33 protein-coding genes and 1 pseudogene are annotated in these 22,578 nt (G+C 61.2%); 21 read left to right on the forward strand and 13 right to left on the reverse strand.

Annotation, left to right across the window (positions count from 1 at the left end):
• Positions 1-15 precede the first annotated feature (15 nt).
• Positions 16-480 (reverse strand): PilZ domain-containing protein, encoded by a 465-nt coding sequence (locus ACFSCW_RS03270; RefSeq protein WP_380886857.1) that lies wholly within the window; start codon positions 478-480, stop codon positions 16-18.
• A gap of 515 nt (positions 481-995) precedes the next feature.
• On the opposite strand from ACFSCW_RS03270, the gene ACFSCW_RS03275 reads away from it, so the two are divergent.
• The 13 genes from ACFSCW_RS03275 (at position 996) to ACFSCW_RS03335 (ending at position 7,956) form a co-directional block, all read left to right on the forward strand.
• Positions 996-2,291 (forward strand): tyrosine-type recombinase/integrase, encoded by a 1,296-nt coding sequence (locus ACFSCW_RS03275; RefSeq protein WP_380886859.1) that lies wholly within the window; start codon positions 996-998, stop codon positions 2,289-2,291.
• A gap of 90 nt (positions 2,292-2,381) precedes the next feature.
• The gene (locus tag ACFSCW_RS03280; RefSeq protein ID WP_380886861.1) at positions 2,382-3,104 is read left to right on the forward strand and encodes a hypothetical protein; all 723 of its coding nucleotides are present in this window, start codon (positions 2,382-2,384) and stop codon (positions 3,102-3,104) included.
• A 113-nt stretch (positions 3,105-3,217) separates the two neighbouring features.
• Entirely contained in the window at positions 3,218-3,424 is a 207-nt protein-coding gene (locus ACFSCW_RS03285; protein ID WP_380886863.1) for a hypothetical protein, read from the forward strand.
• Positions 3,424-3,648, forward strand: coding sequence for a hypothetical protein (locus ACFSCW_RS03290; RefSeq protein ID WP_380886865.1), 225 nt, complete (start codon positions 3,424-3,426; stop codon positions 3,646-3,648). The genes ACFSCW_RS03285 and ACFSCW_RS03290 overlap by 1 nt, the downstream gene beginning before the upstream one ends.
• On the forward strand, positions 3,641-3,862 hold the full coding sequence (locus ACFSCW_RS03295; protein ID WP_380886867.1) for a hypothetical protein: 222 nt from the start codon (positions 3,641-3,643) through the stop codon (positions 3,860-3,862). Before ACFSCW_RS03290 ends, ACFSCW_RS03295 begins: the two co-directional genes overlap by 8 nt.
• Positions 3,859-4,398 carry a hypothetical protein gene (locus tag ACFSCW_RS03300; RefSeq protein WP_380886869.1) on the forward strand — a complete coding sequence of 180 codons (540 nt, stop codon included), beginning with the start codon at positions 3,859-3,861 and terminating at the stop codon, positions 4,396-4,398. Before ACFSCW_RS03295 ends, ACFSCW_RS03300 begins: the two co-directional genes overlap by 4 nt.
• Before the next feature lie 61 nt (positions 4,399-4,459).
• Entirely contained in the window at positions 4,460-5,341 is an 882-nt protein-coding gene (locus ACFSCW_RS03305) for an AAA family ATPase (protein ID WP_380886871.1), read from the forward strand.
• Between the two features lie 3 nt (positions 5,342-5,344).
• Positions 5,345-5,923, forward strand: a complete 579-nt coding sequence (locus ACFSCW_RS03310; protein WP_380886873.1) for a hypothetical protein — start codon at positions 5,345-5,347, stop codon at positions 5,921-5,923.
• Positions 5,920-6,147 (forward strand): hypothetical protein, encoded by a 228-nt coding sequence (locus tag ACFSCW_RS03315; protein ID WP_380886875.1) that lies wholly within the window; start codon positions 5,920-5,922, stop codon positions 6,145-6,147. Before ACFSCW_RS03310 ends, ACFSCW_RS03315 begins: the two co-directional genes overlap by 4 nt.
• A complete protein-coding gene (locus tag ACFSCW_RS03320) occupies positions 6,144-6,395 on the forward strand; it encodes a hypothetical protein (RefSeq protein WP_380886877.1) in 252 nt (83 codons plus the stop codon). The genes ACFSCW_RS03315 and ACFSCW_RS03320 overlap by 4 nt, the downstream gene beginning before the upstream one ends.
• A complete protein-coding gene (locus ACFSCW_RS03325) occupies positions 6,382-7,122 on the forward strand; it encodes a hypothetical protein (RefSeq protein ID WP_380886879.1) in 741 nt (246 codons plus the stop codon). Before ACFSCW_RS03320 ends, ACFSCW_RS03325 begins: the two co-directional genes overlap by 14 nt.
• Positions 7,085-7,303 carry an HGGxSTG domain-containing protein gene (locus tag ACFSCW_RS03330; RefSeq protein ID WP_380886881.1) on the forward strand — a complete coding sequence of 73 codons (219 nt, stop codon included), beginning with the start codon at positions 7,085-7,087 and terminating at the stop codon, positions 7,301-7,303. The genes ACFSCW_RS03325 and ACFSCW_RS03330 overlap by 38 nt, the downstream gene beginning before the upstream one ends.
• A gap of 170 nt (positions 7,304-7,473) precedes the next feature.
• Positions 7,474-7,956: a replication/maintenance protein RepL gene (locus tag ACFSCW_RS03335; protein WP_380886883.1), complete on the forward strand. Its 483-nt coding sequence runs from the start codon at positions 7,474-7,476 to the stop codon at positions 7,954-7,956.
• Between the two features lie 1,037 nt (positions 7,957-8,993).
• On the opposite strand, the gene ACFSCW_RS03340 is transcribed toward ACFSCW_RS03335, so the two are convergent.
• On the reverse strand, positions 8,994-9,839 hold the full coding sequence (locus ACFSCW_RS03340) for a helix-turn-helix domain-containing protein (RefSeq protein ID WP_380886885.1): 846 nt from the start codon (positions 9,837-9,839) through the stop codon (positions 8,994-8,996).
• Positions 9,840-9,948: 109 nt separating this feature from the next.
• Between ACFSCW_RS03340 and ACFSCW_RS03345 the strand changes: the two genes are divergently transcribed.
• Entirely contained in the window at positions 9,949-10,107 is a 159-nt protein-coding gene (locus tag ACFSCW_RS03345) for a ribbon-helix-helix domain-containing protein (RefSeq protein WP_380886887.1), read from the forward strand.
• A gap of 184 nt (positions 10,108-10,291) precedes the next feature.
• On the opposite strand, the gene ACFSCW_RS03350 is transcribed toward ACFSCW_RS03345, so the two are convergent.
• The 3 genes from ACFSCW_RS03350 to ACFSCW_RS03360 are packed head-to-tail and all read right to left on the reverse strand — an operon-like array spanning position 10,292 to position 11,309.
• On the reverse strand, positions 10,292-10,525 hold the full coding sequence (locus tag ACFSCW_RS03350; RefSeq protein WP_380886889.1) for a hypothetical protein: 234 nt from the start codon (positions 10,523-10,525) through the stop codon (positions 10,292-10,294).
• Positions 10,515-10,745 (reverse strand): hypothetical protein, encoded by a 231-nt coding sequence (locus tag ACFSCW_RS03355; RefSeq protein ID WP_380886891.1) that lies wholly within the window; start codon positions 10,743-10,745, stop codon positions 10,515-10,517. Before ACFSCW_RS03355 ends, ACFSCW_RS03350 begins: the two co-directional genes overlap by 11 nt.
• Before the next feature lie 45 nt (positions 10,746-10,790).
• The gene (locus ACFSCW_RS03360; RefSeq protein ID WP_380886893.1) at positions 10,791-11,309 is read right to left on the reverse strand and encodes a JAB domain-containing protein; all 519 of its coding nucleotides are present in this window, start codon (positions 11,307-11,309) and stop codon (positions 10,791-10,793) included.
• A 237-nt stretch (positions 11,310-11,546) separates the two neighbouring features.
• Between ACFSCW_RS03360 and ACFSCW_RS03365 the strand changes: the two genes are divergently transcribed.
• Together ACFSCW_RS03365 and ACFSCW_RS03370 are read left to right on the forward strand one after the other, a co-directional pair.
• Positions 11,547-11,738: a hypothetical protein gene (locus tag ACFSCW_RS03365; protein WP_380886895.1), complete on the forward strand. Its 192-nt coding sequence runs from the start codon at positions 11,547-11,549 to the stop codon at positions 11,736-11,738.
• An 884-nt stretch (positions 11,739-12,622) separates the two neighbouring features.
• Positions 12,623-13,480 (forward strand): hypothetical protein, encoded by an 858-nt coding sequence (locus ACFSCW_RS03370; RefSeq protein WP_380886897.1) that lies wholly within the window; start codon positions 12,623-12,625, stop codon positions 13,478-13,480.
• 124 nt (positions 13,481-13,604) lie between these two features.
• Here the strand turns inward: ACFSCW_RS03370 and ACFSCW_RS03375 are convergent, their stop codons facing one another.
• Both ACFSCW_RS03375 and ACFSCW_RS03380 read right to left on the reverse strand, forming a co-directional pair.
• On the reverse strand, positions 13,605-13,967 hold the full coding sequence (locus ACFSCW_RS03375) for a hypothetical protein (protein ID WP_380886899.1): 363 nt from the start codon (positions 13,965-13,967) through the stop codon (positions 13,605-13,607).
• A 14-nt stretch (positions 13,968-13,981) separates the two neighbouring features.
• The gene (locus ACFSCW_RS03380) at positions 13,982-14,617 is read right to left on the reverse strand and encodes an SOS response-associated peptidase (protein ID WP_380886901.1); all 636 of its coding nucleotides are present in this window, start codon (positions 14,615-14,617) and stop codon (positions 13,982-13,984) included.
• 207 nt (positions 14,618-14,824) lie between these two features.
• On the opposite strand from ACFSCW_RS03380, the gene ACFSCW_RS03385 reads away from it, so the two are divergent.
• Positions 14,825-15,385 (forward strand): PEPxxWA-CTERM sorting domain-containing protein, encoded by a 561-nt coding sequence (locus tag ACFSCW_RS03385; protein WP_380886903.1) that lies wholly within the window; start codon positions 14,825-14,827, stop codon positions 15,383-15,385.
• Positions 15,386-15,643: 258 nt separating this feature from the next.
• On the opposite strand, the gene ACFSCW_RS03390 is transcribed toward ACFSCW_RS03385, so the two are convergent.
• Genes ACFSCW_RS03390 through ACFSCW_RS03400 form a run of 3 tightly spaced genes read right to left on the reverse strand, consistent with a single transcriptional unit; the run spans position 15,644 to position 17,116 of the window.
• Entirely contained in the window at positions 15,644-16,165 is a 522-nt protein-coding gene (locus ACFSCW_RS03390) for an SOS response-associated peptidase family protein (protein WP_380886905.1), read from the reverse strand.
• A 16-nt stretch (positions 16,166-16,181) separates the two neighbouring features.
• A complete protein-coding gene (locus ACFSCW_RS03395; protein WP_380886907.1) occupies positions 16,182-16,505 on the reverse strand; it encodes a hypothetical protein in 324 nt (107 codons plus the stop codon).
• Positions 16,502-17,116 carry a hypothetical protein gene (locus tag ACFSCW_RS03400; RefSeq protein ID WP_380886909.1) on the reverse strand — a complete coding sequence of 205 codons (615 nt, stop codon included), beginning with the start codon at positions 17,114-17,116 and terminating at the stop codon, positions 16,502-16,504. The genes ACFSCW_RS03395 and ACFSCW_RS03400 overlap by 4 nt, the downstream gene beginning before the upstream one ends.
• A gap of 115 nt (positions 17,117-17,231) precedes the next feature.
• Here ACFSCW_RS03400 and ACFSCW_RS03405 point away from each other — a divergent pair, with 115 nt between their 5' ends.
• The gene (locus tag ACFSCW_RS03405; RefSeq protein WP_380886911.1) at positions 17,232-17,633 is read left to right on the forward strand and encodes a hypothetical protein; all 402 of its coding nucleotides are present in this window, start codon (positions 17,232-17,234) and stop codon (positions 17,631-17,633) included.
• Positions 17,623-19,935 carry a hypothetical protein gene (locus ACFSCW_RS03410; RefSeq protein ID WP_380886913.1) on the forward strand — a complete coding sequence of 771 codons (2,313 nt, stop codon included), beginning with the start codon at positions 17,623-17,625 and terminating at the stop codon, positions 19,933-19,935. Before ACFSCW_RS03405 ends, ACFSCW_RS03410 begins: the two co-directional genes overlap by 11 nt.
• On the opposite strand, the gene ACFSCW_RS03415 is transcribed toward ACFSCW_RS03410, so the two are convergent.
• The 3 genes and pseudogenes from ACFSCW_RS03415 to ACFSCW_RS03425 all read right to left on the reverse strand — a co-directional run bounded on the left by ACFSCW_RS03415 (position 19,898) and on the right by ACFSCW_RS03425 (position 21,817).
• The gene (locus tag ACFSCW_RS03415) at positions 19,898-20,545 is read right to left on the reverse strand and encodes a PEPxxWA-CTERM sorting domain-containing protein (protein WP_380886915.1); all 648 of its coding nucleotides are present in this window, start codon (positions 20,543-20,545) and stop codon (positions 19,898-19,900) included. The genes ACFSCW_RS03410 and ACFSCW_RS03415 overlap by 38 nt on opposite strands.
• A 40-nt stretch (positions 20,546-20,585) precedes the next feature.
• Positions 20,586-20,696: pseudogene (locus ACFSCW_RS03420) on the reverse strand (PEPxxWA-CTERM sorting domain-containing protein); the annotation flags it as partial.
• A gap of 509 nt (positions 20,697-21,205) precedes the next feature.
• Positions 21,206-21,817: a PEPxxWA-CTERM sorting domain-containing protein gene (locus ACFSCW_RS03425; RefSeq protein WP_380886917.1), complete on the reverse strand. Its 612-nt coding sequence runs from the start codon at positions 21,815-21,817 to the stop codon at positions 21,206-21,208.
• Between the two features lie 185 nt (positions 21,818-22,002).
• Between ACFSCW_RS03425 and ACFSCW_RS03430 the strand changes: the two genes are divergently transcribed.
• Together ACFSCW_RS03430 and ACFSCW_RS03435 are read left to right on the forward strand one after the other, a co-directional pair.
• Positions 22,003-22,146, forward strand: coding sequence for a ribbon-helix-helix protein, CopG family (locus tag ACFSCW_RS03430; protein ID WP_380886919.1), 144 nt, complete (start codon positions 22,003-22,005; stop codon positions 22,144-22,146).
• Positions 22,146-22,577 (forward strand): hypothetical protein, encoded by a 432-nt coding sequence (locus ACFSCW_RS03435; protein WP_380886921.1) that lies wholly within the window; start codon positions 22,146-22,148, stop codon positions 22,575-22,577. Before ACFSCW_RS03430 ends, ACFSCW_RS03435 begins: the two co-directional genes overlap by 1 nt.
• Position 22,578 lies beyond the last annotated feature (1 nt).

Genomic DNA, 22,578 nt, shown 5'->3' on the forward strand with positions numbered 1-22,578 from the left:
ATGAACGCGTGGCGATCAGTTCCGCGAGATGATTCCCTGGCGACCGCGCTCGTGCTCGCCGACGTCCGTCCACCAATTGGGCAGATCGGATCGAAGGCGCATCGCGGGCGACCAGAGATGGCCCGCTTCGTGGCGCTCGCGAAGGATCGAAAGCCTGCTTTGGGGAAGCCATTCGACAAACGAGAATCCGACCAGGACGCGTCGGAACCAGACGACCTGGGCGGCGGGGATCAGGGTTTCGTCGAGCTGCACGAACAAGGTATCGCCGACCGCGACCGGTGCATCGGTCAAGCCGCTTATGCCGGAGACGGAGAGATCGCGCAGCCGCAGCAGATGGCGTTCGTTCGGCTGCGATTCGTTCAGGTCGCGCCATTTCGCGAACAGATACACTTCGCCGCCGATGAAGTTGAAGCGCTCGGTGCGCCGTCGTTCGATCCCTCGGGGCGCGTTGATTTGGCCGTTTCCGGTTTGCTGCTGCATCGTTCCGACTTCAAACCCCGCAGCCGGGTTCTGGCACAGATGGAAGGTTAAGTCCGTAAACATCATGGTTTACAGGCGGATATTCAGCCTGCCCGCGCCAGAAGGCAGGCAGGCGATCCGTTCGGTTCGCCACAATGCGCAAGATCAATAACTTGGCTCAATGGCTTGCACCCGAAACGACGTTAGGTATGCTTCACCGCAATTGGGGGAATAAAGCATGGTTTGGGTCGCTGGTATTTCGCTCACGTTGCTGGCCGTGTCGGCCATCTTGTTCGTGTTGGAAGGCCGTCAACGGACCTGATCCACATCGACAGCCCGGTTGGCGCGCCCGGCAGGATTCGAACCTGCGACCCCAAGCTTAGAAGTTTTGTGCTCGCCCGTTCGGTGAGTTTCGCGAACGTTCAGATAGCGACGGAAAACCGCCAAGCTTCACGGTCTGTTCTTTCGATCACGTTCCACTAGCGTTCCGAGCGTTTCCGCTGTATCGATTACGCAGCGATTACGCGGGACGGTTCATGCCAGCGCTTCGGATCATTAAGGAAGAGATTGATCGGCTGAAGCCCACACCGGGACGCGATGAATATTATTGGGAGTCCAGCAACAAGGGGCCGCTCGGCTTCGGCGTCCGTGTCACACCGCGAGGCGTGAAAAGCTTCGTCTACCAGTATAGATTGAAGGGGCAGGTCGCTCGCCGTCTCACGATCGGCAAGTACGGTGCGCTTACGCCAGAGGCCGCACGTAAGATTGCGGTCGATCACTCCCATGCCGTCGCGGCCGGCATCAATCCTCTGGAAGTCGCCCGCAAGAAGGCGAGGGACGCCACCACGTTGCGCTTCGACGATTACGTGGATCGGTTCGTCAAAGCTTATCTCAAAGCCGAATGGCCAGATTCTTGGGCTGACGCCGAGGCTAGGCTGAAGAACCACGTTGTTCCGAAAATCGGTTCCAAGCCGCTGCCGGAGATCACGAGCACCGACATCGGCGACGTGCTTGACCCTTTGCGCCCTCGAAAGGCGCTCGCACGGAACGTCTATGTTCTACTGAAGCTCCTCTTCGATTGGGCAGCCGCTCCGGAGCGCCGGGATATTGAGCGCTCACCGCTGGACGGCATGAAAGCACCTCCCGCGCCGAAAGCTCGCAAGCGTGTCCTGTCGCCAGACGAGATTGTGGCTGCGTGGAAAGGGAGCTTCAAACTTCCCCGTGAGGAGGGCCGCTTTGTCCGGTTGCTCTTCTGCACGCTCCAGCGGCGCAATGAGGTGGCGCGGCTGCCGTGGAAGGAGCTGACCAAGGAAGCTCAGCGCTGGCACATGGTCGGCGACCGAGCAAAGAACGAAGAAGATCATCTCGTCCATCTGAATGCGCTGGCCATGGCCGAATTTGACGCGCTTGGCTGGAAGCAGCGCGGACTGGTCTTTCCGTCATCGACGGGCGAAACGGCGATCAGCGGCTATTCGAAAATGAAGAAGCGGCTGGACGCAGCTATGCTGCTTTTCCTGCAGGAACTCGCCGATACGCGGGCGGCAGCGCTTGGCGAAGACCCCCATCCGGTGTCACTTGAGCGGTGGACGCTGCACGACATTCGACGGAGCGGGACAACCGCGTTGCAGGCGCTCGGGTTCCCCGTTGAGGTCACGGAGAAGGTCATCAATCACAAGTCCGGAGAGGTCTCGGGCATCAAGAAGGTGTATAATCTCTGGGCATACGAACCGGAGAAGCGGGCGGCGCTCAACGCCTGGGGCGATTATTTGCAGCGACTGGTCGAGGGTGCGGATGCGCCCATGGTAATTGCGCTCACTGAGAGGCGGGCGTGATGGTGACGCGGCTAGGGTAGCTCCCGAACGGCCGGTAACCGCACCGGTCTGCCGCGTCATTCATTCTGCGGGACGCCAGCGGAGGCGTTGATGATGAAGCTCAATTTTCTCCTCGCGGGAAATATAGGCAGGGTGGTCGAGATGGAGCAGGCCATCTGCCTTGCGCTGTATGATCGCCCGTCTGCCGATGCCGAGGTGTTCGTTCACGCCACAACCGGCGAAACTATGATTCGGATGCCTTGGAAAACGGAGGAAGAGGCGCAGCGAGCAACCCAACTCGGGGTCGTCGGCCGCGGGGCCATTCTGAAGGCTTTGCAAAACGCGTATCTTACCACGTACGTCCAAAATCCGCAGAGCGGCGCATATCATGTGGTGCCGCGCTGGTACTGGCGCGATCGGGATTTGATCGGATTAGAGGCAAGCTATTTGGGTAACGTGGATAACGCGACCGGCTTTGATATAACTATGGTTGGCCAGCCATTGGTGGTCCCGATGACTGAACTTGAGGACTGGAAAGAACAGGCCCGTCCGACGCGGGAGTTCGTGAGCAGTTTAAACCTGCCGACCGAGGCATCGCCAAATGAAAGTGCCCAAGCGCTGGCGGGCAACCCTCGGCCACCCAAGAGCCCGTCAAAAGACGCTTGCATGTCATTAGCAGCGACGTTGGACGACGAGGGAATTCCAATTCGGAGAGTAGGCGCGGAATTGATCGCTTCACGCTGGAATCTAGAACACGGGCCGGTTCCCAAAAAAGAGGCGGTAACAGTGCACATGACAGGCCAGCCGAAAGGCAGGCGGAGTAAAGCCGGTTAAATGTCGCGACTTGGAAACGTCATGACATTTGAAACCACGTGACGTTGCATTTCCGTTGTTATCAATGAGGTTCCGCTACGTCGCATTCGGCGACGTGCAAGCGGAGCCTACCGATGCACGAAGACACCCTGCTAACCACGGACGAGCTTGCTGCTCTCCGCAAAGTGCCCGCGAGCCGGCTGAATAAAGAGCGGCTGTTCGGGGGCGGCGTCCCTTTCATCAAAGATGGTCATCTGGTGCGCTATCGCTACGGCGATTATCGCGAATGGCTCGCTGCGAAGCAGCGCGTTACGTCCACATCGCAACTCGTGGCCGCATAATGCGTCGGGAAGGAACCCTGACGCTGGACAGGACAAATCAGCAAAAAGAAAGGGGCCGCCGCCAGCAGCCCCTTCCGTTCGCCAGCATTGCAGACCGGCTGGCTCTAAATAGCGCAGAAGAGCGCGAGCTTCAACGCCTCGGTGCCGTGCTGAATGCCTGGGTCGCGGAGTGGCGCTACCGCGAACGCCGCCGCGAGGGCTGGCAGGGCGGTTTCCGTGGCTGACATCCTCGCATTCGATCGCAGCCGGGTTCGCGCCCCACAGCATCAACAAGATGCGCTGGCATTACTGGCCTTCCCCGAACTGCTCAACGCGGCCGAAGTCGCTTTTGCTGAACGCATGGCCCGCAGCGTCCGCGTGCGGGAAACCGAGCGGCTCCGGCTGTTCGGGATCTGCGTGGAGATCGGCCGCGCCCGCTTTCGGGAGGACCGGCCATGAACCTGGCAGCCGAACTGAAAGCAGCCGCGAACCGCGTAGAGCAGCGTCATCTCGATCGCATGGCGGGGCTCGTGTCGGCTGAAGCGCTAGCAACGCTTCAGCACTACGATACCCACATTGCTGTCGCCGAAGTCGAGGAAGTGAGTGGCTTCTATGCCCCTATCGAGGGTGCGCCGCTGCACTTCATCACGCCGGTTCGTGTCGCGGGCGAGCTTATCGATCTGATCGCATGGCGTCCCGCTCGGCCCGACAAATGGCTTCTCCGTACCGGAGCGGCTTGGGCCTTGGGTGAGGATCACGCAATCGGCGACTGGGACGGTGCTCTCGATCTTCACGCTCGTCCGTTGGATTGGCTGCGAGCAGCCGGGAGCGGTCTGTGCGTCCTCGACTGGAACGCAGCCGATGTTCGCCAGCTCGCCAACGTTCAAACCGTCCGGGTCTCCAATCCGGCAGTAGGTCGCACGCTGATAACTGCGCTGTCGCGGCCGGCTCGGCTCCCAACAATCGAGACGATGGAGGCGCGCCTTGCCGCCTAAAGACTTCGCAGCCGCCCTCCGGGAGACTGGTCCGGGCGACGTTATCGACCTACCGCCGCGCATGCACGTGTACCAGCCGGTCTCCTTGCCCGACTTGCTGCAGCGAGACTTCCCACCGCGCGAGCTGCTGCTGACACCCTGGCTGCCTTGTCAGGGCATCGCGATGGTCTTTGCGCCTCGCGGCGCCGGCAAGACGCACTTCTCGCTTGGTGTCGCATACGCCGTGGCGTGCGGAGGCATTTACCTGACCTGGAAAGCTCCGGCTCCAAAGAAGGTGCTGATAATCGACGGTGAGATGCCCGGCGCCGCTCTTCAAGAACGGTGGGCATCAATCGTTCAAGCCAGTCCTATCGAGCCGCCCGCACCTGATCAGGTCCGTATTCTCGCCGCCGATCTCTTTCGGGATGGTCTCCCCGACCTCGCCTCAGTCGAGGGGCAGAAGGCCATCGAGCCGGCGATTGGCGATGCCGACCTGATCGTCGTGGACAACCTCTCCACGCTCGCCCGCAGCGGCAAGGAGAACGAGTCCGAAAGCTGGGGCATCATGCAGGCCTGGGCGCTGGAGATGCGCCGCAAGGGCAAAACGGTGCTGTTCGTCCACCATGCCGGCAAGGGCGGCGAACAACGCGGCACATCTAAGCGCGAAGACGTGATGGATTCGGTCGTGAAGCTGTCGCTGCCGAACGACTACTCGCCTGCCGATGGAGCCCGGTTTGTGGTCTCCTTCACGAAGTCCCGAGGATTTAGTGGCCCGGCAGCGGAAGCTTTCGAAGCATCGTTACGTGACGGGATGTGGACGACGCGCGCCCTCGAAGACGTGCGGACCACCCAAATCCTCGAACTTGCAGCGGAGGGCTTGAACCAGCGCGACATCGCTCAGGAAGTCGGCTGCTCAGCCGCGACCGTGAACCGTGTTCTGAAGCGCAACAAGGGAGAGGCCTGACCCATGTCGCTCCGTGATCTCGCTGCCCAGCGTTTGGCGCGCATAGATGAAACGCGCGCTGAAACGCCGCTGAAACAGATGAAACAGGCCGATGCTTGTTTCACGGACGCTGCTTCCTGTTTCAGCCTCGTGAAACACGGAAAGCCGCAGAAAACCGCCATTTCTGAGCCCTGTTTCACTGTTTCACTCCCTAGGGGCGAAACACATGAAACAAGCCCGGCAGAGGCCCGCGTGCTCCGCCAGTGGCGTGCTGGGCTGGCGTCGTTGTCGCCATACGACCCGCGGGCCGGCATTGCTCCTGACCGCTGGAATGCCCTCGTCAACGATGCAGCCGCACTGTTCAACGCCTGGGCATTGCAGGCGCTGAGGCTCGGCTGGACCGAGCGTGACCTGTTTGGCGTGCATCCGTCGCTGCGGCCTCATCATCAGGTGCTGAACGGGCTGGCGTGGCGCTGTGACGGCTTCCGCGTCATCGCGCTCACCGAACACTCGGCATCGCTGGAGGGGAAAGCGAGCCGCACGCCAAGTCGATACTTTCAGGGCGATGCGTCCGCACTGGTGCCGCTGTGGGCGCTGCAATGACGATCGGGAGCATAGCCGAAAGCCTGGTCCAGCTTGCCGCCGCCCACGAGCGGGACGGCTCGGACTGGAGTTGGCAGGCGCTCCGTCGCTTCGGCGAAAGCCTGCACGTGATCGGCGGGGCTGATCTGATGACCCGCGCTTACGATACTGCCGTCGAGCGGCACGGCTGGAACGCTCTGCCCGGCGTCAATCAATGCTGGGTGGGAATCGAGGGATGGGCATGAACCATGAACAGACAATCCGCGTGATGATCTGCAACACGCCCTTGGATGTCATACGGCGGACGATTGGCATCGTCCCCATTGAGGGCACGGTCGGCCTGATCGACTATGGAACGCGAGACCGTATTATCCGCCAGCGGGTGGGCCTATTTCGCAAGGGAGAATGGCGCAGCCAAACGGGAGCGGCGTTGAGCGAGCAGCCGACCCATTGGACATCGTTCTTTCCGGACAAGATAGATGTCGCGGCCTAATCAGCGCAAGCGCCGCCTGAAACCCGACAAGCCGCTCACGCCGGAGGTTTACAAGGCTTCTCTCGCTGCGGCTCGGGAGCGCTCGGTAAAGCGCCGTCACGGTCCCGTTGTTTCTGTCGAGCCAGGATCGTCCACATTGGCGCCACCGTTCGCCGACTGTGGCGAGGATTGGCATTACATCGTCGTCGATACGTTTGGCACGCGCTCGCACGCCGTCGCCTCGGTTTTCATCGACCAGCTTTCGAATCTCGTCTCATCTGATTGGGACGCTGAGAACCAGGAGTGGGTGCCCGATGCTGGCGAGCTGCAAACAATCCTGCATGTCGTTGCTGCTCATCGGCCCAAGGATGAAGCGCAGGCCGTCATCGCGGCGCAGATCGCTGCAACCCACATGCTGACGATGAAGGTCGCCGAGCGAGTCCATCGCTATCCCTGGGACGACAAGGCGGTCTCTTCATACACGAAGCTGGCCCGAACCTCGGCGGCACTCGCCGAAGCTATGGCCACGATTCAGGGGCGGAAGAAGGCCACGCGTCAGAAGATCACCGTCCGTCGCGAGAACCACATCCATTACCACGTAGGGGGTGGGGCCTCAGATGCCCGCCCAGTCCATGAACGGAGAAAGCCCGGTGTCCAAGAATTGCCCGCCGTTACTGACGAACGCGAAGCTGTGCGGGGCGAAGAATCGGATGGGCGGGTCGTGCCGTTGTCCCGCCGTGCGGGGTAAGGCCCGCTGCCGATTGCATGGCGGCCGATCGACCGGTGTGCGGGGTGAGGCGAATGGCGCATACCGGCATGGTGGGCGCACCAAGGAAGCGGAAGCGCTGCAGCGACGTGTGAGGAAGCTGCTCGCGCAGCTCAAGGAGCGCGGGTTCGAGGTCGATGACGCCGGCATGCCTTGCGGATAGTTAGATGCGCAACACCGCAGCGACGATGATGCTCAAACCGCTCACCGGCTGAAAAAACGGCAGAAAATCGCTTTTTTCCAGTCCCCTCGGGCGCCCTGGCTCCATCCGCGAACCACTGCGTACGTAGCGATTCAATCGAGTCAGATTTTGAAGCGTGTTATTGCGCTCACATGCAGCTTGGGATTGATCAGGATCAAGCAGACGCCAACAGCCGCATCACTGCTATCAGAGCGGCAGTGCTCCTCACCCGCTCGATGGAGTTATGGCGTAGGGAGAGGCTGGACCCAGAGACTGTGCTCATCAACCTCGCGGTGATCGCAATTACCTCCGAAAGGTTGATGCGCGGCGGGCTCGATCCCAAGCACAATTCCCTTGATGTCTATCTGCCTCTTGAGAAGCTTCAGGGGTGCAATGTCGCTTCGATCGCTGCTGCAACGGGACTCAACCGCGAGACTGTTCGGCGTCGTGTCAAAAGCCTGACGAGTGCCGGCTCGCTCATTCGCACAGCATCAGGAGACCTCGCGCTTCCGCCGGACAAGGTTCAGGAACGCTCGGCCCAAGAACTGGTGCGGCGCCAACTGGAAGCCTTGGTGCGGTTCGCTAACGAGAGCCTGCGCGATGGAGTCCTGATGCTCAGCGATGAGAAAGGCTGATTAGGTTGCCCTGCCGATAGTGCACATTTTGTGCTCTGTTCGGCTGGTCCGCAATCACTCGCCACGGCAGATGTGGGCCGATCTTGAACTCCGTCGCGCAGGTCGTTTCCTGAACCGATGGATTGGACCCCGCTTTAATACTTACCCCCTGGAGCGGGGTCCTTTTTCTTCGAAATAGCCTCAACCTATGACAGTTCCCTCCCCCGAAGCCGTGATTTTCGAGGTTGTGCAGTTGTGCACAAGAAGGGACTGTCCTTATGGCGAGTTCGGGTTTCAAGTTGGAGCCGAGGTTCACTTGTATCGCGACCCGTCCCAACACGAGCACCTCTGCGCTCTGACGTACGAGCGGACCAACGTCCGCGCGGAAGATTGCGTCTATTGGAAGAAGGCTCAGCCCGTTCGAATGCCTGAGAAGCATTAACGCGGCCAACGCCGTGTTCAATGCCATGGCGTTCGCAACGTCGGCTGACCACCCGTCGCCGATGTTGCTTGATCGGCGATCCAACCATTGCGGAAGCGAATCGATCGAGCCGACGAAAAAGGGGCACCAGCGAGGAGGAGGTGCCCCTGGTCGCATCGGCGTCCCCCGCCGTCCTGGGGAGCAGTCAGGCGAGGTCGCTCAACTCGACCAAGGTCGCCTTACCTGAAAGCCGCTCCACTGTCGCTAAACTGGGTCAGTGAGATTCCTGCTTGTGTCGCATGGCGCGCGGCCGGTTCACCGCAACGTGGTGAGCTGTAAAAGCAGGACCAATACCATCGCCGCCATGGCGACCAGCGGGCCGGGCTGGTGCATTGCCCATCGGAACCCGGTTTCTTCGCCTTGTGGCTGGCCCATGTCGGCCTCCGATCAAAGGCGCTCAGCGTCTCGGAAGAAAGCTTGTTCCATCTATTTCGGCGGCGTTTCGCGCAACCATGTTGAGAACGACGGCCCGGACCGAACAGGGGGACCGTCAGTCAGCCGCCGCTCTCGCAGATGAGCTAATCAGCTCGGCGTCGAAGCGTCAAACTCGAAGCTTGCGTGACCTACCAGCTCTTAATCACTCCGGTGCCGTCAGCCTTCGATACTCATCTGTAGGCACCTCCAGCACGGCAATATGGTCAAGGTTGTAGAACCCTTCTTGGTGGTATCCTTCGCATTCCAATCTGACGAAGCTGCCCGGCGATATGCCTGGGACGGCCAGCTCAAACGCCATCAGGCTTGAGCCGACCCATTCATCATAGAGGTGCATGTCAGGTTCGCGCGTTCCGTCTGCAAACACACAGGTAATCTGTTCGACTTCTGCTTCGGCCGTCTCCTCGCCTCCAACGGCCTCGTAGTGCTCTGCGAGAGCCTTGGTGAGCACCGGCCCAAAAATCGTCTGGCGCTCCTTGTTCTGATCCACAGCAAGATAGACTTCTGGGTGGGCATAGTAGGGCGTCATTCGCTCATCGTCGCTTGAAAGAGTCAGCCGCCGCACATGAGCGAGGTTCAGGAAGACCGACCTGTTGTTCATCGCGTCGAAGTGCAGATGACCGGGAGAGGAGCGATCGTTCAGTGCATCCATTTCGTGCATCAAAGTGAGGATGCGTTCCCGCTCCGTTAAGCTGATGGGGTATTCAAACTCCTGCCCCGCTGCGAACACCTCCAGCCCGCCATAAGGCTCCTCAGCGGAGATGATCGCCCATTCGCATTCTTTCCACTCGGTGGCCTCCGTCTCTTTGCCGAGAACGTGATCGACATCGCATTCGAAGAGAACGGCCAGGTCTCGCAGCACGACGGTGGGAATTGCCTCCCAGCCGCGTTCGTACTTGCTGATCTGCGTGGCCGGTATGCCCAGCTTTTCGGCGAGCTGGTCCAGCGACATGCCGCGCTTTGTGCGCAGGCTTTTGAGCTTCACGGGCATCGACGCGCCTTTCCCCTGAGACAGGTAGCGTATGCCTCATTCCTCAGTTACACAAGTTACACATAATGCTTTCGTTGCGCCTGTTGCGCACCGAGGGCATCGCTGCGGAATGGAGAAGAAGGACGTGCGGATTCAGCTCGTGATCTCGCCAAGCGAGGTTGAGGCGCTGGATGAGTGGCGCGCCCGCAATAAGGTTTGGTCGAGGTCGCAGGCGATTAGGGAGGCGATACGCCGGATGCTTGAAGATAAGTCGGACCCCCGCGATTAGGTCGCTCTTATTGGGTCGTAGGCGGTTTTGCCTCGGCCTCCGAGCCTTCAGCGAGCCGCTCGTAAATCTAGGCGATCTCTATCAGCGTGTCGCGTGTGGTTTTGTCCTGGGTCTGACAAGCAAGCCGTCTGCAATCCGCCGCTAGGAATCGATATTGGGCTGCGTGCCCCATCAGAGGCTTCGACTAGGCGGGGAAAGGCGCACGATCCTCATAGTCGTCTCGCGCCAGCGCTTCAGCCATTTCCGAAAGCGCCTGGTCGGCATCGGCGAAGAAAGCGCGTGAATAGCCGTCCTTATCGATCAACTCGACCGTGACCACGCCCTCCGCGTCTCTGTCGTGAATCTTGAGCTGCATCGTCTCGACGGTGCGAGGTCCCGATGTTTCGCGCGGACGCGGTGTGCTCTCGTCATTGTTCATCGCGGGCACCCTCCTCATCCGCCGGCGCCGTCACAAGTCTCAGCGTATGCCGATACTCACGCTTCGCGCGCTGATGTTCGAGGAACGCCTTGATACACCGGATCGCTTCGTCCTGAGCAGTGCGCGTAGCAGCATCGTGCATGGCCTGGTTGAGCTTGCCCAAGGCAGACCAGATCGCTTCTTCGTCATCATTCTCGAAATTGCGGGGCGATCCGGGCATGCCGTCATACCTCCCGAAACGTACCAAGGTTTGCAACGGGCGTGTTCACATCATGCCCCGGCGGAGCATGCTGACCCACCGATCTCCCGCAACAACGATGTGATCTAGCATTGTGATCTCGATGGCGCGGCACGTGCGCCAGGCTAGGCCAGTTAGGTGTACGTCATCACGGCTGGGCTCTGGGTCGCCGCTTGGATGATTGTGGCCAAATACTAGCCGTTGAGCGTTGAGCCCTAGGGCGCATTTGACGATCTGGCGAAGCACGACCGTGACCTGGGCGGCGGATTGGTCAGAATATATCTCTTCGCCCAACACCGCATTGTCGGGACAGAGATATATAACGCTCAGGTGTTCGACTGGCGAATGGCCGATCGTGCGACACAGGTAGCGCGCCGCGCCTTCAGGACAGTCGAGGCGTCTCCCAACAATGCCGCCGCCGGGTCGCCCATTTCGTTTTCCCCCCATCAAATCATAATGATACACTTTTGTTGGAAGCGCCATTTGGCGAATGGCCGTGAGCGAGCCAAACGCTGAGCGTGCCCGACCGACCCAAATCCGAGACATTCTCCGTAGTTGTGGCTGAGCTCCGCGACACCTTAATTGCCGCGCGCGCCGCGCTGGAGCGGCTGCACCTTGAGGCGTCTGCCGCACAACTCTCACAGGCGATCGATGTTCTTGAGCGAGAAGCCAAGTTAGACCGCACGGCCAGCCCTTTCGCCTAAGTATTGATGGGGCTTGCGGTTGACGCTCGTCAGTGGCGTCATAGGTCAGAGCGCATCCCGCGCTCGGGGAGAGAAACGCATGCTGAAGAAGCTTCTGATTGCCGCCTCGCTCGCTGCCCTCGCCGGATCGCCAGCCTTCTCCGCGCCATGTCGTGACGCAAAGGGCAAGTTCATCAAGTGCCCCGAGAAGGCGGCAGCTCCAGCGAAGCGCTGCAAGGATGCGAAGGGCAAGTTCGCGAAGTGCGGCACACCGGGCGCGAAGCCGGCCTGACGTGAAAATGGCCCGCCGGTCGGGTCCAAGCGCCGGCGGGCCGACACCTGCGCTCGACACAGGAGAACGACCGCAGATGGTCACGTAAGACGGTGCAATAGCGTGCCGACCTCAGCTTCCGGGCGACAGAACCCCGTCAAGGATTGCGCGGAGGAATGCCACCACTACCCAAACCGCGACCATGCCGAATAGCCGCTCTTCAGAATCATCATGCTCCATTGCGGATCTTAAGCCACTCTCCGCCCGGTGTAGGACAGCCTTTTCAGGGCATTCGTCGCCTGCGGCCGCACTGGAGAGTCCCGTATCGCTGCACCGCAAAGCCACCTTCTACTTGCGCGCACGACAAATCTCGCCCTCGTGCGCTGCAGAACGCCACCTCTCGCCAGTAGCGGTCGCGATCGATCGTGCGGCATTCGAGCGGCGCCGAACCAACAAGCCTCTGAAGATTAGCTGTGCTCGCGAACGGATCGCCGGGTGTGCATTGACGACCGGGGTTGCAATGGCCGGGCAGTTCGGGCGCGTCGATATGCGCCAAACGGACGCGAACAGGGCCGCAACGAATCGTATCGCCGTCGACGACGCGTGGGTTCGAACAGGTGAACGTGCTGGCGCCTCGCTCTTGGCCAGCCGAGTGCGTCGACCATGCCGCGCCGGCGCTCACAGCGGCCCCAACGATTAGAAGTGTGAAAACCTTACGCATGCACGTTTGATTAGCCCAGCCGCGCGAGAGTGGAAGAGGCGGCGTTGAACTCGCCGGTTTACGTCTTCTCGCCGCGCTGCCGGTTGCGCCTCACGATCCCGCGCACCGTATCTGCGCGACCTTCACTCGCTGCTTTCACAAGCTTCTGATTGGGCTCCTCAGTAACGCGTTCGGGGCTCGTGGCTTGGCGGTTTGGGCCGGCTGGCGTGCGCTTGGTCATGGCGGTGAAACGCACGAAAGCAAGCTTGGGACGCCGGTGTTGCGAGGCAAGCCGACACCATCCCTTAACCTCACCCGCGACTTGACTTTCGGTCGCGTTTCCAATCATTTCGCTCGCGGCGAATGTCTCGCCGATCTGAACGGGGGAATCTCCATGACTGCAAAGGTTCGCGTCCTTTCGGGCGCGATCGCGCTCGCCTGCGCGTCGTCCGCAATCGCTCAACAGACTGTCACCACTCCCAACCCGGCCGTCCCGGCAACTGTGCCCAGCGGACAGGTCGCCACTGCGGCGGCGCCCGTTGCTGCCGTTGCCGTGGCTCCGGCTGCGGCTCCCGTCGCTGCTACTCCGGCCGCGCTTCAGGCAGTCAAGGTTGCCGCGCCGACCGCTGGCAGCGCGATCCTTCCGGCGAACACGGAAGTGATGCTCCGGCTGGACGAGGAAGTGAACTCGAAGCGCAAGCGGGTAGGCGATACCTTCCGCCTCACCGTTCTGCAGGACGTCATGCTTGGCAACTTCGTCGTCATTCCGCGTGGCACGCCCGCCAGCGGGCAGATCAGCTATCGGACGGGCAAGGGTGCATTCGGCAAGTCCGCAAAGATGGAGATCACCATGAACTCCATAAATCTGAACGGACGCTCGATTCCGATTACAGGCAACTTCCGCCAGGAAGGCGAGGGCAACACCGGGGCCACTGTAGGCGTCGCTGTCGCCGCTGGCGTCTTCTCGGCCTTCGTGACCGGCAAGAGCGCGGTGTTCCAGAGCGGGCGCGAGTTCCGCGTCCAGACGCGCGAAGCCATTCCGGTCGTACTGCCCACAACGTGATTGAGCGCGGGCGCCTCGGGTCCAACTGATCGTGAGGCGCCCCCCTTCGCGGGTCCTTACTTCGAGGTTTGAAGGAGCTAAGCGGCTGGGAACCGCTTCTTTTGTTTTAGCACGGTAAAATCAGTCACTTGATTGTTACTGGTTCGGGTTCGCCGGCGGCAATATCTGCGGCTCCTTTGTGCCGCTTTACGGAGTCGACCCGGAAACCAACTTGCTCAGGACCGGCATCTTCGCGGAGGCCAGCCTGGATGCCCTTGAGGATCAGCTTGCGGCACCAATCTGCCATTTCGCGCTGCTCCTTCGGCGTCATGTCCGGCCGCGCTTTCGCAGCCATCACGCCGATGACCATGCAGAGACCTTTTTGCGCCAGCTCGGGATCGACAAACCCGCCCACATCCGTCCCGTCGCTGTCGAGTGTGACCATCGCTTGAACGACGCGCGTATAAATCTGGGTGACGTATTCTTCTTCGGACATCTCTGGCAGCATGATCGCTCCTTCGCTCAATTCGGGTTGGCGGCAGAGCGGCGAAACCACGGCTCCGCGGTTCGATCCATCGCCATGACCTCCGGCGGGAAACATCGGCCCTGAAACGCGCGAACATCATCGAGCGAACCATGCAGCCATTCGTCGAGTTCGTGCTCGTGAAGCAGCACGGGCATGCGGTTGTGAACGGGGCGGACCAGGTCGTTGCAGTCGGTCATCAGGCCCGAAAACACCGCACCCCACTCAGGGCTGTCTTTCCACATGCCCGCCCAGGCGAAGAGCGGCCGATCGGGAAGATTAAACCACGTCCGGGTCTTCGAACCCTTCTCGCCTTCCGCCTCGCAGAATCCGGACACCGGAATGATGCATCGGTGCTCCGGCTTGTGCGCAATGAAGCGCCACATATAGCCGTCCAGATCAGCGATGTTGTTCACCGGCTTCGGCTTGCTCTCCGGCTTCATGGTTTTCAGCCGGAGCGGGAATCCCCACGTCATTTGCTGCAGCACACGCTCACCCGCTTCCTCGCGCACGACCATTGCCGGAGCGCCGGGATAGACCTCGCCCGGTGCCGCATTGAAGTTGGCCGGCTTCCGCGCGCCGAACGCTGCCGCGACTTCGGCGCCGGTCGCTTTCACGGTGTAGAGATTGCACATTCCGCGAAGGTAGCAGCGGGGTTGGGCGGATCAATGTCCGCTTTCGACCCGTTGCGGACATTTCGTCGCCGCCGGCCGAAAGACCGCAACCAATCATTGGTTGGGCAATGCGTCAGAGAATTATTTGAAACCGGATCGGCAGGTCGGCCGTTGCGGGGCTGGCCTACCAGCCGGCGACAAGGGCTTGGGTCAAACAAGGGGATCACCATGCGATTTGGTATTTTGTGCGCTGTTGCGGCATCAGCCTTGGCAGCGCCGGTCAATGCGGCGCCGACCATCAATTTCGATGACGGCACCTATTCTTTCCAGTTCCAGAGCACCAAGTATCGCGTCTGGCGAAGTGGCCCATTGTTTACCGTCGCAACAGACCTCAGTGGTGACATTGCAAACGGCGCTGTGACGGGCAACGAGGTCCAGATCGCTTACCAAGCACCTGCGCAACTGATCAATCTCGCCAGCTTCGATGTCATGGGCACAGGAAGCCTGTTCCTGCAAATATTTGATCACCCGGCAGACGTTATTACTCAGCCGGGCACCACTTACCAGCTGACAGGCGCTTGGCAGACGATCACGGTTAATCCGTCCGTTCCCGGGTTTCTTTTCCGCCTTACCACGACGGATGGCAGCCGATTTTCCGCTGACAACTTCGTTTTCGGTGCATCGGTCGCGCCCGTTCCCGAGCCGGCATCCTGGGCTCTGATGATCGCCGGATTTGGACTTGCCGGCTCGGTCACGCGACGTCGCAAGTGGGTGCTTACCTCCGCTTGACCCGGCAAGTCCGCTAACCACCCATTGCGGACATTGCCGCCGAACTGGTCGTTTGCGCTGACAAAAAAGCCCCGCTCCAGGGGGTTTGGAAAGCGGGGCCGTAGTTTCATGCGCAGGTTACGTCCTGCGCATGAGCCCCTAGGATGTGGCGGATAGGGACGCCATGCCGTAGAAATACTCAGCCTATAACCGCAGCCTCTGGGTTGAAGCGATGGCGCGGCGGGTGCGGTAATCACCCACGCAAACATCCCGCTGGCGTCACCGGAACAGGTCCGTCTGCACCGCCGTTCGCCGACGCGATGTGCTGAACACCCGGAAGCTGCCGAGCGGGTAAGGCGCGAGAACCTCATCCTTCGGCTTCGTGCCCATCAGCCAATGATACCAGTCATCGGGCCGCACCACGGCGACGTGCCGGTCCTTATACGGCTCCAGATCCGGATAGGCGGGCACGGTGAACACCGCGAACGAAGCCGGCCAGCCGCTGCGCGCGGGGCGCCAGGTGCCCGCCAGGCAGAAGAACGGCTCGTCGGTAATCAGCGAGGCCGCATATTTGATCTCGCCGTCCTGCTTTAGCCCAAACTCGTTCGCGAGCACGAGGCACGGGTTGTCCACCGGCCAATGCTCGGCGCGAAGCAGGCACAGCGGCCGTCCGCCGGGTTTGACCGGAGCAAAGCCCCATGTCAGCTCAACTTCGCGCGCCTCGCCGTCGCGCCAGATCATGACGCGGCTGATCTTGCCGGGGCCGTCCAGATGCGGGTCGAAGTCGTGATCAAGATTCATCACAGTGCCTTTTCATTCATGATCGGTAACGCGAGACCATTTTCCGCCACTCGCGGTCGTCGGGCATCGGCAGCGGGTGTGTCACTTCGTCACGGGTCTTTTCGCACCTGGGCGGTTTCCGCGGCCGGCGGTCGAACTTGCACGCATTGCAGGTGAGGCGCTTCGGCACGTCCTGCAGCCGGTCGCTCCAATGCTTCCGCTCGAAGCGCCACCATAGCCCGGCGCCGCTGAACACCGCTGTGCGTCCGCAATCGCATGTGACGCGCACGTTCCACTTGTAGAGCGCCAGAAACTGGAGGTGCGTCAGGCGCGCGTCGTACCAGTCGCGGGTCTCGGTCATGCCGGCGCCCTCGCGGCATCGAGCAGCTCGCGATGCTCTTTGCTCAGTGGCGCATGCAGCCCGTCGTCGCGTCGCCAATAAGTGACGGCAGACCAGACAGCCTGCGCAAGCGCTTGATTGGGCGAGTCCGCCATTGCGTTGAGGAGAGGATCGGCACCCTGAAACGGAGCGCCGCTTACGACCTCGGCTTCCCAGCGCTTTCCCTTTCTCCGCACACGCCACGCAATGCGCTTTGCCGGGTCTTCCTCGGCAAGAGCGCGTAGGCACTGGATGACGGCGGGCTCGCCGGGCTCGGGAGCGTCGACACGCGACCAGCCATTGCCGAGCCGACGATAAAGCGGCCGGAGAACGACTTCGTTGGGTAGCGGGTTGGGCCGATCCGCGATCGGGACGAGCGCAACACTGATGTGGCGACATCGACAGCGACACACGAAGTGCTTCGGACTGATCGGCCACCGCACGCTCCAGTGCCGTGCCGAGAAATAGCTGCTCAGTTCATCTACAGCATACACGGCGGTGCGAGAGCACGCGTCGCAACGTACGGCGATGTCGTAGCCCGCCGCGCCGCATTCGGTGATCGCCGCACCCGTCCGGAAGCCGATGTTCTCCATTTCTTGCTATCGTGAACGCATAGCGAACGATTCGGCAACACCTTGTCTGACGCCGATTGACAATTTCGCTCTTTTGTGGTATCCAAGTACCCGTTGTTGGTTGCGGGGCGTATCAGTGAAACAGGTCGCATTTCGGCTCGATCAGAAGATGATCGACAAGGTGGCGGAGCGCATCGAGCGCGATGGCATCACGCTTTCCACATTCATGCGGAAGGCGCTGAAAGACGCGCTTGAGCACGATCCCGGCCTGCCACTGCCGGTGCTCAAGAACATCGTTCTTCACGAGGCGAGCGAGGAACAGGTTCTCGCCTTTCGGCAGGCGCTCACGAGCGCAATGGATGAGGCGTTCCAGCGCTTTTGCGGCCCGCGCGAGGAAGCGGCAATCGACGGCGCTCCCCTCTCTCAGGCGGATTGGCGGCTGGAGATCGGCGTAGCGTTTATCCGTGACGGCCAGCCGCCGACGCGAACCTTCGCGCGCGACCTCAGCACGAGCGAGGCGAGCGGTAATGACCGATAAGGTTCTCTTCCTCAAAGTCGCTGATAACGGCACGCCGTTTTCCAAGCCCTCCGATTGGAACGACAGCGCTAACACAATCATCTGCCTCGGCGCGGGTGCGGGCGGTGCTGCGTTCACAAGCTCTGGCGGCGGACAACCGGGTGCGGGCGGATCGTCAGGCGGTATCCATATCGCTACGAACGTCACGCTCTCATCGTCCACGCAGTTCACGGTTGGCGCGGGTGGGGTCGGTGGCTCGGCGTCCTCGACCGCAACCGGCGCGAACGGCGGCGCGGGCGGCAGCACCTTCTTCGGCGGCACGGCCCTTGCGACGGCGACGGTCGGTGCGCAGGGCGGCCAGGTCAACGCGTCCAACAGCTATCAGGCCGGCTCCGGCGGCTCGTCCTTCGGCACGGCTGGCGGCACCAAGACGACTGGCTCGGTTGGTGGCTTCATGGGCGGCGTCGGCTGGAATGGTTGCGGTGGTGGTGCTGGCGCCCCCGGCCCGAGCGGTGCAGGCGGCGCAGGTGGGTCTCCGGCCAACTCGGGAACATCGGGCGGTTCGGGTGGCGGCGGCGCTAATGGGGGCGCTGCTGGCACCGCTGCTGGTGCGGGAAGCAACCTCGGCGCAGCGGGCGGCAACAACCGCAGCTCGACGGGGGGCGGAACGGGCGGGGCGGCGAACACGGCGGGCGGTGCTGGAACCACTGGCGGCGGCGGTGGTGGCGGCGGCGCAACAAGCGGTGCCGGCGGTGCAGGGTCTCAGGACGGCATCTGGACCGCGACTGATGGCACCTACGCCGGTCAGACGGCTGGCCCCGGCTCTGGCGGCGGCGCTGGTGCATCAGCGAATGGCGGCGCGGCAGGAGGCTATGGCGCGGGCGGCGGTGGCTCCGTCAAGACGAGCGGCCTTGCGGGCGGTGCTGGCTCGGACGGCCTGATCGTTATCATCTACACGCCGATAACGGGCGGCGGCAGCGGGACGGTTCGCCGCTATTCCGCTATGAGCCTGGGCTGCGGCCGCCTTGGACTGGGCGGAGGTTACTACATTGGCGGCGGAGCGACTGGCTCTCTGGAGCCGACGTTCCGCTCGGCGCCTAGCTATCTGACCGGTATGCCGACACGCCCGACGCGCCCGCCAGCGCAGGGCGGCAGCGCGACAGTCACACCCGCCAACTTCGCTACCGTTCTGGCGGGTCTCGCCGGAACTGAAGGCACGCTTTATTGCCAAGGCGGAAATTACGGCAGCAGCTTCAACATAACGAAGGTTCCGGGCGGGGGCATGGTGCGACTGTGCGCCGCCGACCCGGCAAATCCGCCCTATTGGAGCTCGACCGCGACGATTGGCGGCACGCAGCCGTTCCAGTTCAACGGTGCCGGCAACCTATGGTTCGACGGCTGGGAGTTTCGCCAGCAGCTCGTCACTAACGAAGCCGACCCGGTGTGGCCCGGCTCGCGCATCGTTACGCTCTACGGCTGCTCGAATATGCGGTTTACTCGCTGTAGGCCGGTTGGCAGCATTGGTTCGAGCCGCAATATCGGCGGCGGCACCGCGTTTGCGCTCTACGGTTGCGACAACATCGCCTTCGATCGAAACACCTTCGGAGCCGATCTTGGTCATGGCTTCTGGCTTCAAAAGAGCGGCACCACGCGCTGCACCCGCATCTATACGGGCTTCAACACCGCGACCATGCTGGGCATAGATTTGCACGAGATGGGCAGCGTGGACGGCTTCATCAGCGAATACAACGTTCGCAATGAAAGCAAGTACGGCAAAGACGACTTCCATGCAGACGATCACCAGTGCTTCCAGACCGGCGGGGAGTTGGGGGTCCGAAACGTCTGGATCAGAAAGCACATCAGCATCGCCACGCTTGCGTCAGCCTATGTGGACGGCGTGAACAGCTCAGGTGTGCTAGTCAACGCGCAGCAGAATGTCTTTTGCACTGACGAGACCGATGCAAGCGCGTATCCCAATTGGGTAGTCGATGACTGCTGGCTCCTCGGCACCTCTAACCACGCTATCAACAACCAGGCCGGCCCGATCAACTGGACGGTACGAGGCAACCAGGTCATCCCGAGCAATCGCACCGACGCGATAAACAACAACATCATGCCGAAGATCGAGATGATTAAGCAGACCGGCGAAGCCGTGGACAATATCCTTATTCAGGACAACGTGACCGGTGTCGGAGCCATTCTTATCAGCAGCGGTGCAACCAACGTCACACAGTCAGGCAACACGACCATAGGCCGGCAGGACGACACCTATCTGACTAACGTGTTCAACACTGCGCTCGCCGAGAGGGCGCTCTATTATTGACGCGCCGTGTTGCGGCACCCGCCAGCCCGAAGCCCGCAATCATCATCGCCCACGATGCGGGTTCGGGAACGTCCGCAATCGAAACAAAATGGTCGATCGTGTAGTCGGCGCCTGTTGTTGTGTAATTCAGAAAGAATCGGCGAAGACTCAGTGTCGGGACACCAACGTCGGACGGCAAGACTGCTGCCGTGGTCCACGATGATGCTGTAAAATCATCAAAAAGCAGCGCGGCCGAGGCAAGCGTGAGGCCTGATGGAAGCGAGAAGGCAGTATAGGATCCCGGATCAAAGCGGATCGCGTCTTCCTGGTTTATGGTGTCGTTACCTACGAGGACATCATAGCCGCCGGGACTGGCGCCAAGGCCTCTCAGACTGAAGTCACTGCCCGCCGCTGAGAAGTAAGTGAGCGCGCGATATGCCGCGATGTGATTTGGATCGTAACCAGCGCCGAGCGGAACCTGTTCGCCAGCATCGTCATATCCGAGATAGCCGGCTACCGTCGCAGCGGGATTGTTGATGTTATGTCCGTCGAACTTGTAATTGTGGACAGTCGCCCCGGCTGGCGCAACTGCAGACACTGCCGCCACAGCGGCGAACATGACCCCCTTCATACGCTCAACTCCATTGCTTTCTTGTGTTCAAGGGTCGCCTTCACGCCGGCGCCGACGAGCGGCGGTTGGCGCGACATGCAGCGCCTGCGCAGCCAAAACCAATCAACATCATCGCCCAGGTGGCGGGTTCGGGCACTGTGGTAACGACCAAGTGCACGGTCATCGGACCCGTCGCGTGGAGGATGATGGCCTCGCCGTCCCTGTAGATTGACGAGCCGCGCCCACAGATTGCTCCTAAGGGCCCCGGTTGCGAACAATCGTTGTAGTTTTTCGGGACGGTATAGGTGAACACGTACTTGAGCGGAGATGAAACAGCCTTCGCTGTGTACGGCACAACGTTCTGATTGAGCACGGCGTCGAAGCCTGTCGCGGTGCGAACGAAGTCGGACACCAGCACAGAATTGGGGCCGGCGAGTCCCATGGTGGCGTCGGGGTCATCCCCAACAAGCGAGAACGTCCAGACGTGGGTGAGGCCATCCGGGATCAAGTCGTAGTCACCTGGGTTGAAGAACCCGATGAGGTTCGGTGTCGGGTAAGCGACGCAGCCTTCGGGCCGAGAGCACGATTGTATCAGCGCACCGGCACTCGCCGGAGCACCGATTGCAGCTGCGGCAATCGCAGCCAAGAATTGTTTCAGCATGGGCGATCTCTCCCCTGTTTTTACGCGATGACTGCCGGTGAATGCTTAGGCCCAACAGCTCGGCGCCGCCGTACCGCGCCTGCGGCCACGCCGAACCCAATCAACATCATTGCCCAGGTCGCCGGCTCGGGAACTGGCGCGAAAAGCTGCTCGCTGAAAAACAAGGTCACATCCACATTCCGGTTCGACCACGAAACGAACGTATCGTTGTGCCAGTAGTAAAAACTAGTTCCACAAACGCTCCCGACCGCTAGAGCAGGGTTGGCGCAGTCAAAGTAGTTTTTCGGTGCCTGAAAGACGATTTTTGTCAGCAGAGGCGCGGTGAACGTTTTGAAGGTATAATCGGAGGTCTGGATAAAGTCTGAAGTATATCCATCCACCGTCTTGTGGAAGACAACACCTTCTGCCTGATTAGGTCGTCCGATCCCCATTGTCAGGCCAGGATCAGAGCTTTGCAGTCGATATGTGTAGATGTGGGTCTGCCCGTCTGGCGGCAGAGTTGAGCTGAAATACTCAAAATCGCTCGTGTTAAACGAGCATCCGTTTGTGCAACCCGAGCCAGAGATTGCCGCCCCAGCAGGCGCACACGCGAAAACAGCCGCCAGGACGGCGGCAACCAACCCCCTAAGCATCGAACGGACTCCCTGTTTTCTGTCCCCGCTCTGCGAGGGAGAGTCTGCCTTTTCAGACCGTTAGACAAGCGGAACGGAAGTGAACGCGGGCCGGCGATTTGCCCCACTTTGGACCGTTTACCGGGGTTTACTTTACACGCGTTTTATGGTATCTGAATACCCGTTGTTCAGTTGCGGGGCTTACCATGCGTTATCACGGTGTTCCGGTCGCATTTCGGGTGCATCCCGATCTTGTCGCTGCGCTTCGGCAGAAGGCGGAAGAGCGCCGCATGTCGCCTTCGGAATATCTGCGAGAAGTCGTGCGCCGCGAAGTGCTGGAGGCGGCGTGATGGAAGCGCCTCCGGTCGTGATCGCCACTCCTGCCGAGCCGATCCCAAGCATGCTGTCGCTGTGCGCCCGTGGCGACAAGGTGGCGCAAGGGGCGCTTGCCGCTGAGCTGCTGGAGATGGGCGACAAGGGCATCATCCGCCCGCTCGAAGCCTGGGCGGGTGTCGAGCTGATGGCGCGGCTTGCTGCGTCTCATGGCGATCCGGTCGATGTTCGCGGGCTTGCTGCGATCCTCTGCCTGCGTGGCGACTGGGAAATGGATCAGGGCGACAAAGGCGTTGCAGAAAACCTCTACGCCGAAGCCGTCCAGATTTTCGACAAGCTGGCGGACGCTGGGGACGAGGAAGCGGCGCAGACCGTGTTACAGGCGGGCCGGGTTTTCCCGGTATCCGTCATGGAAAAGGCGCGTGGCGCCTCACTGATGGAGCTATGAC

This window comes from Sphingomonas tabacisoli, assembly GCF_042678385.1.
Classification (GTDB): domain Bacteria; phylum Pseudomonadota; class Alphaproteobacteria; order Sphingomonadales; family Sphingomonadaceae; genus Sphingomonas_B; species Sphingomonas_B tabacisoli.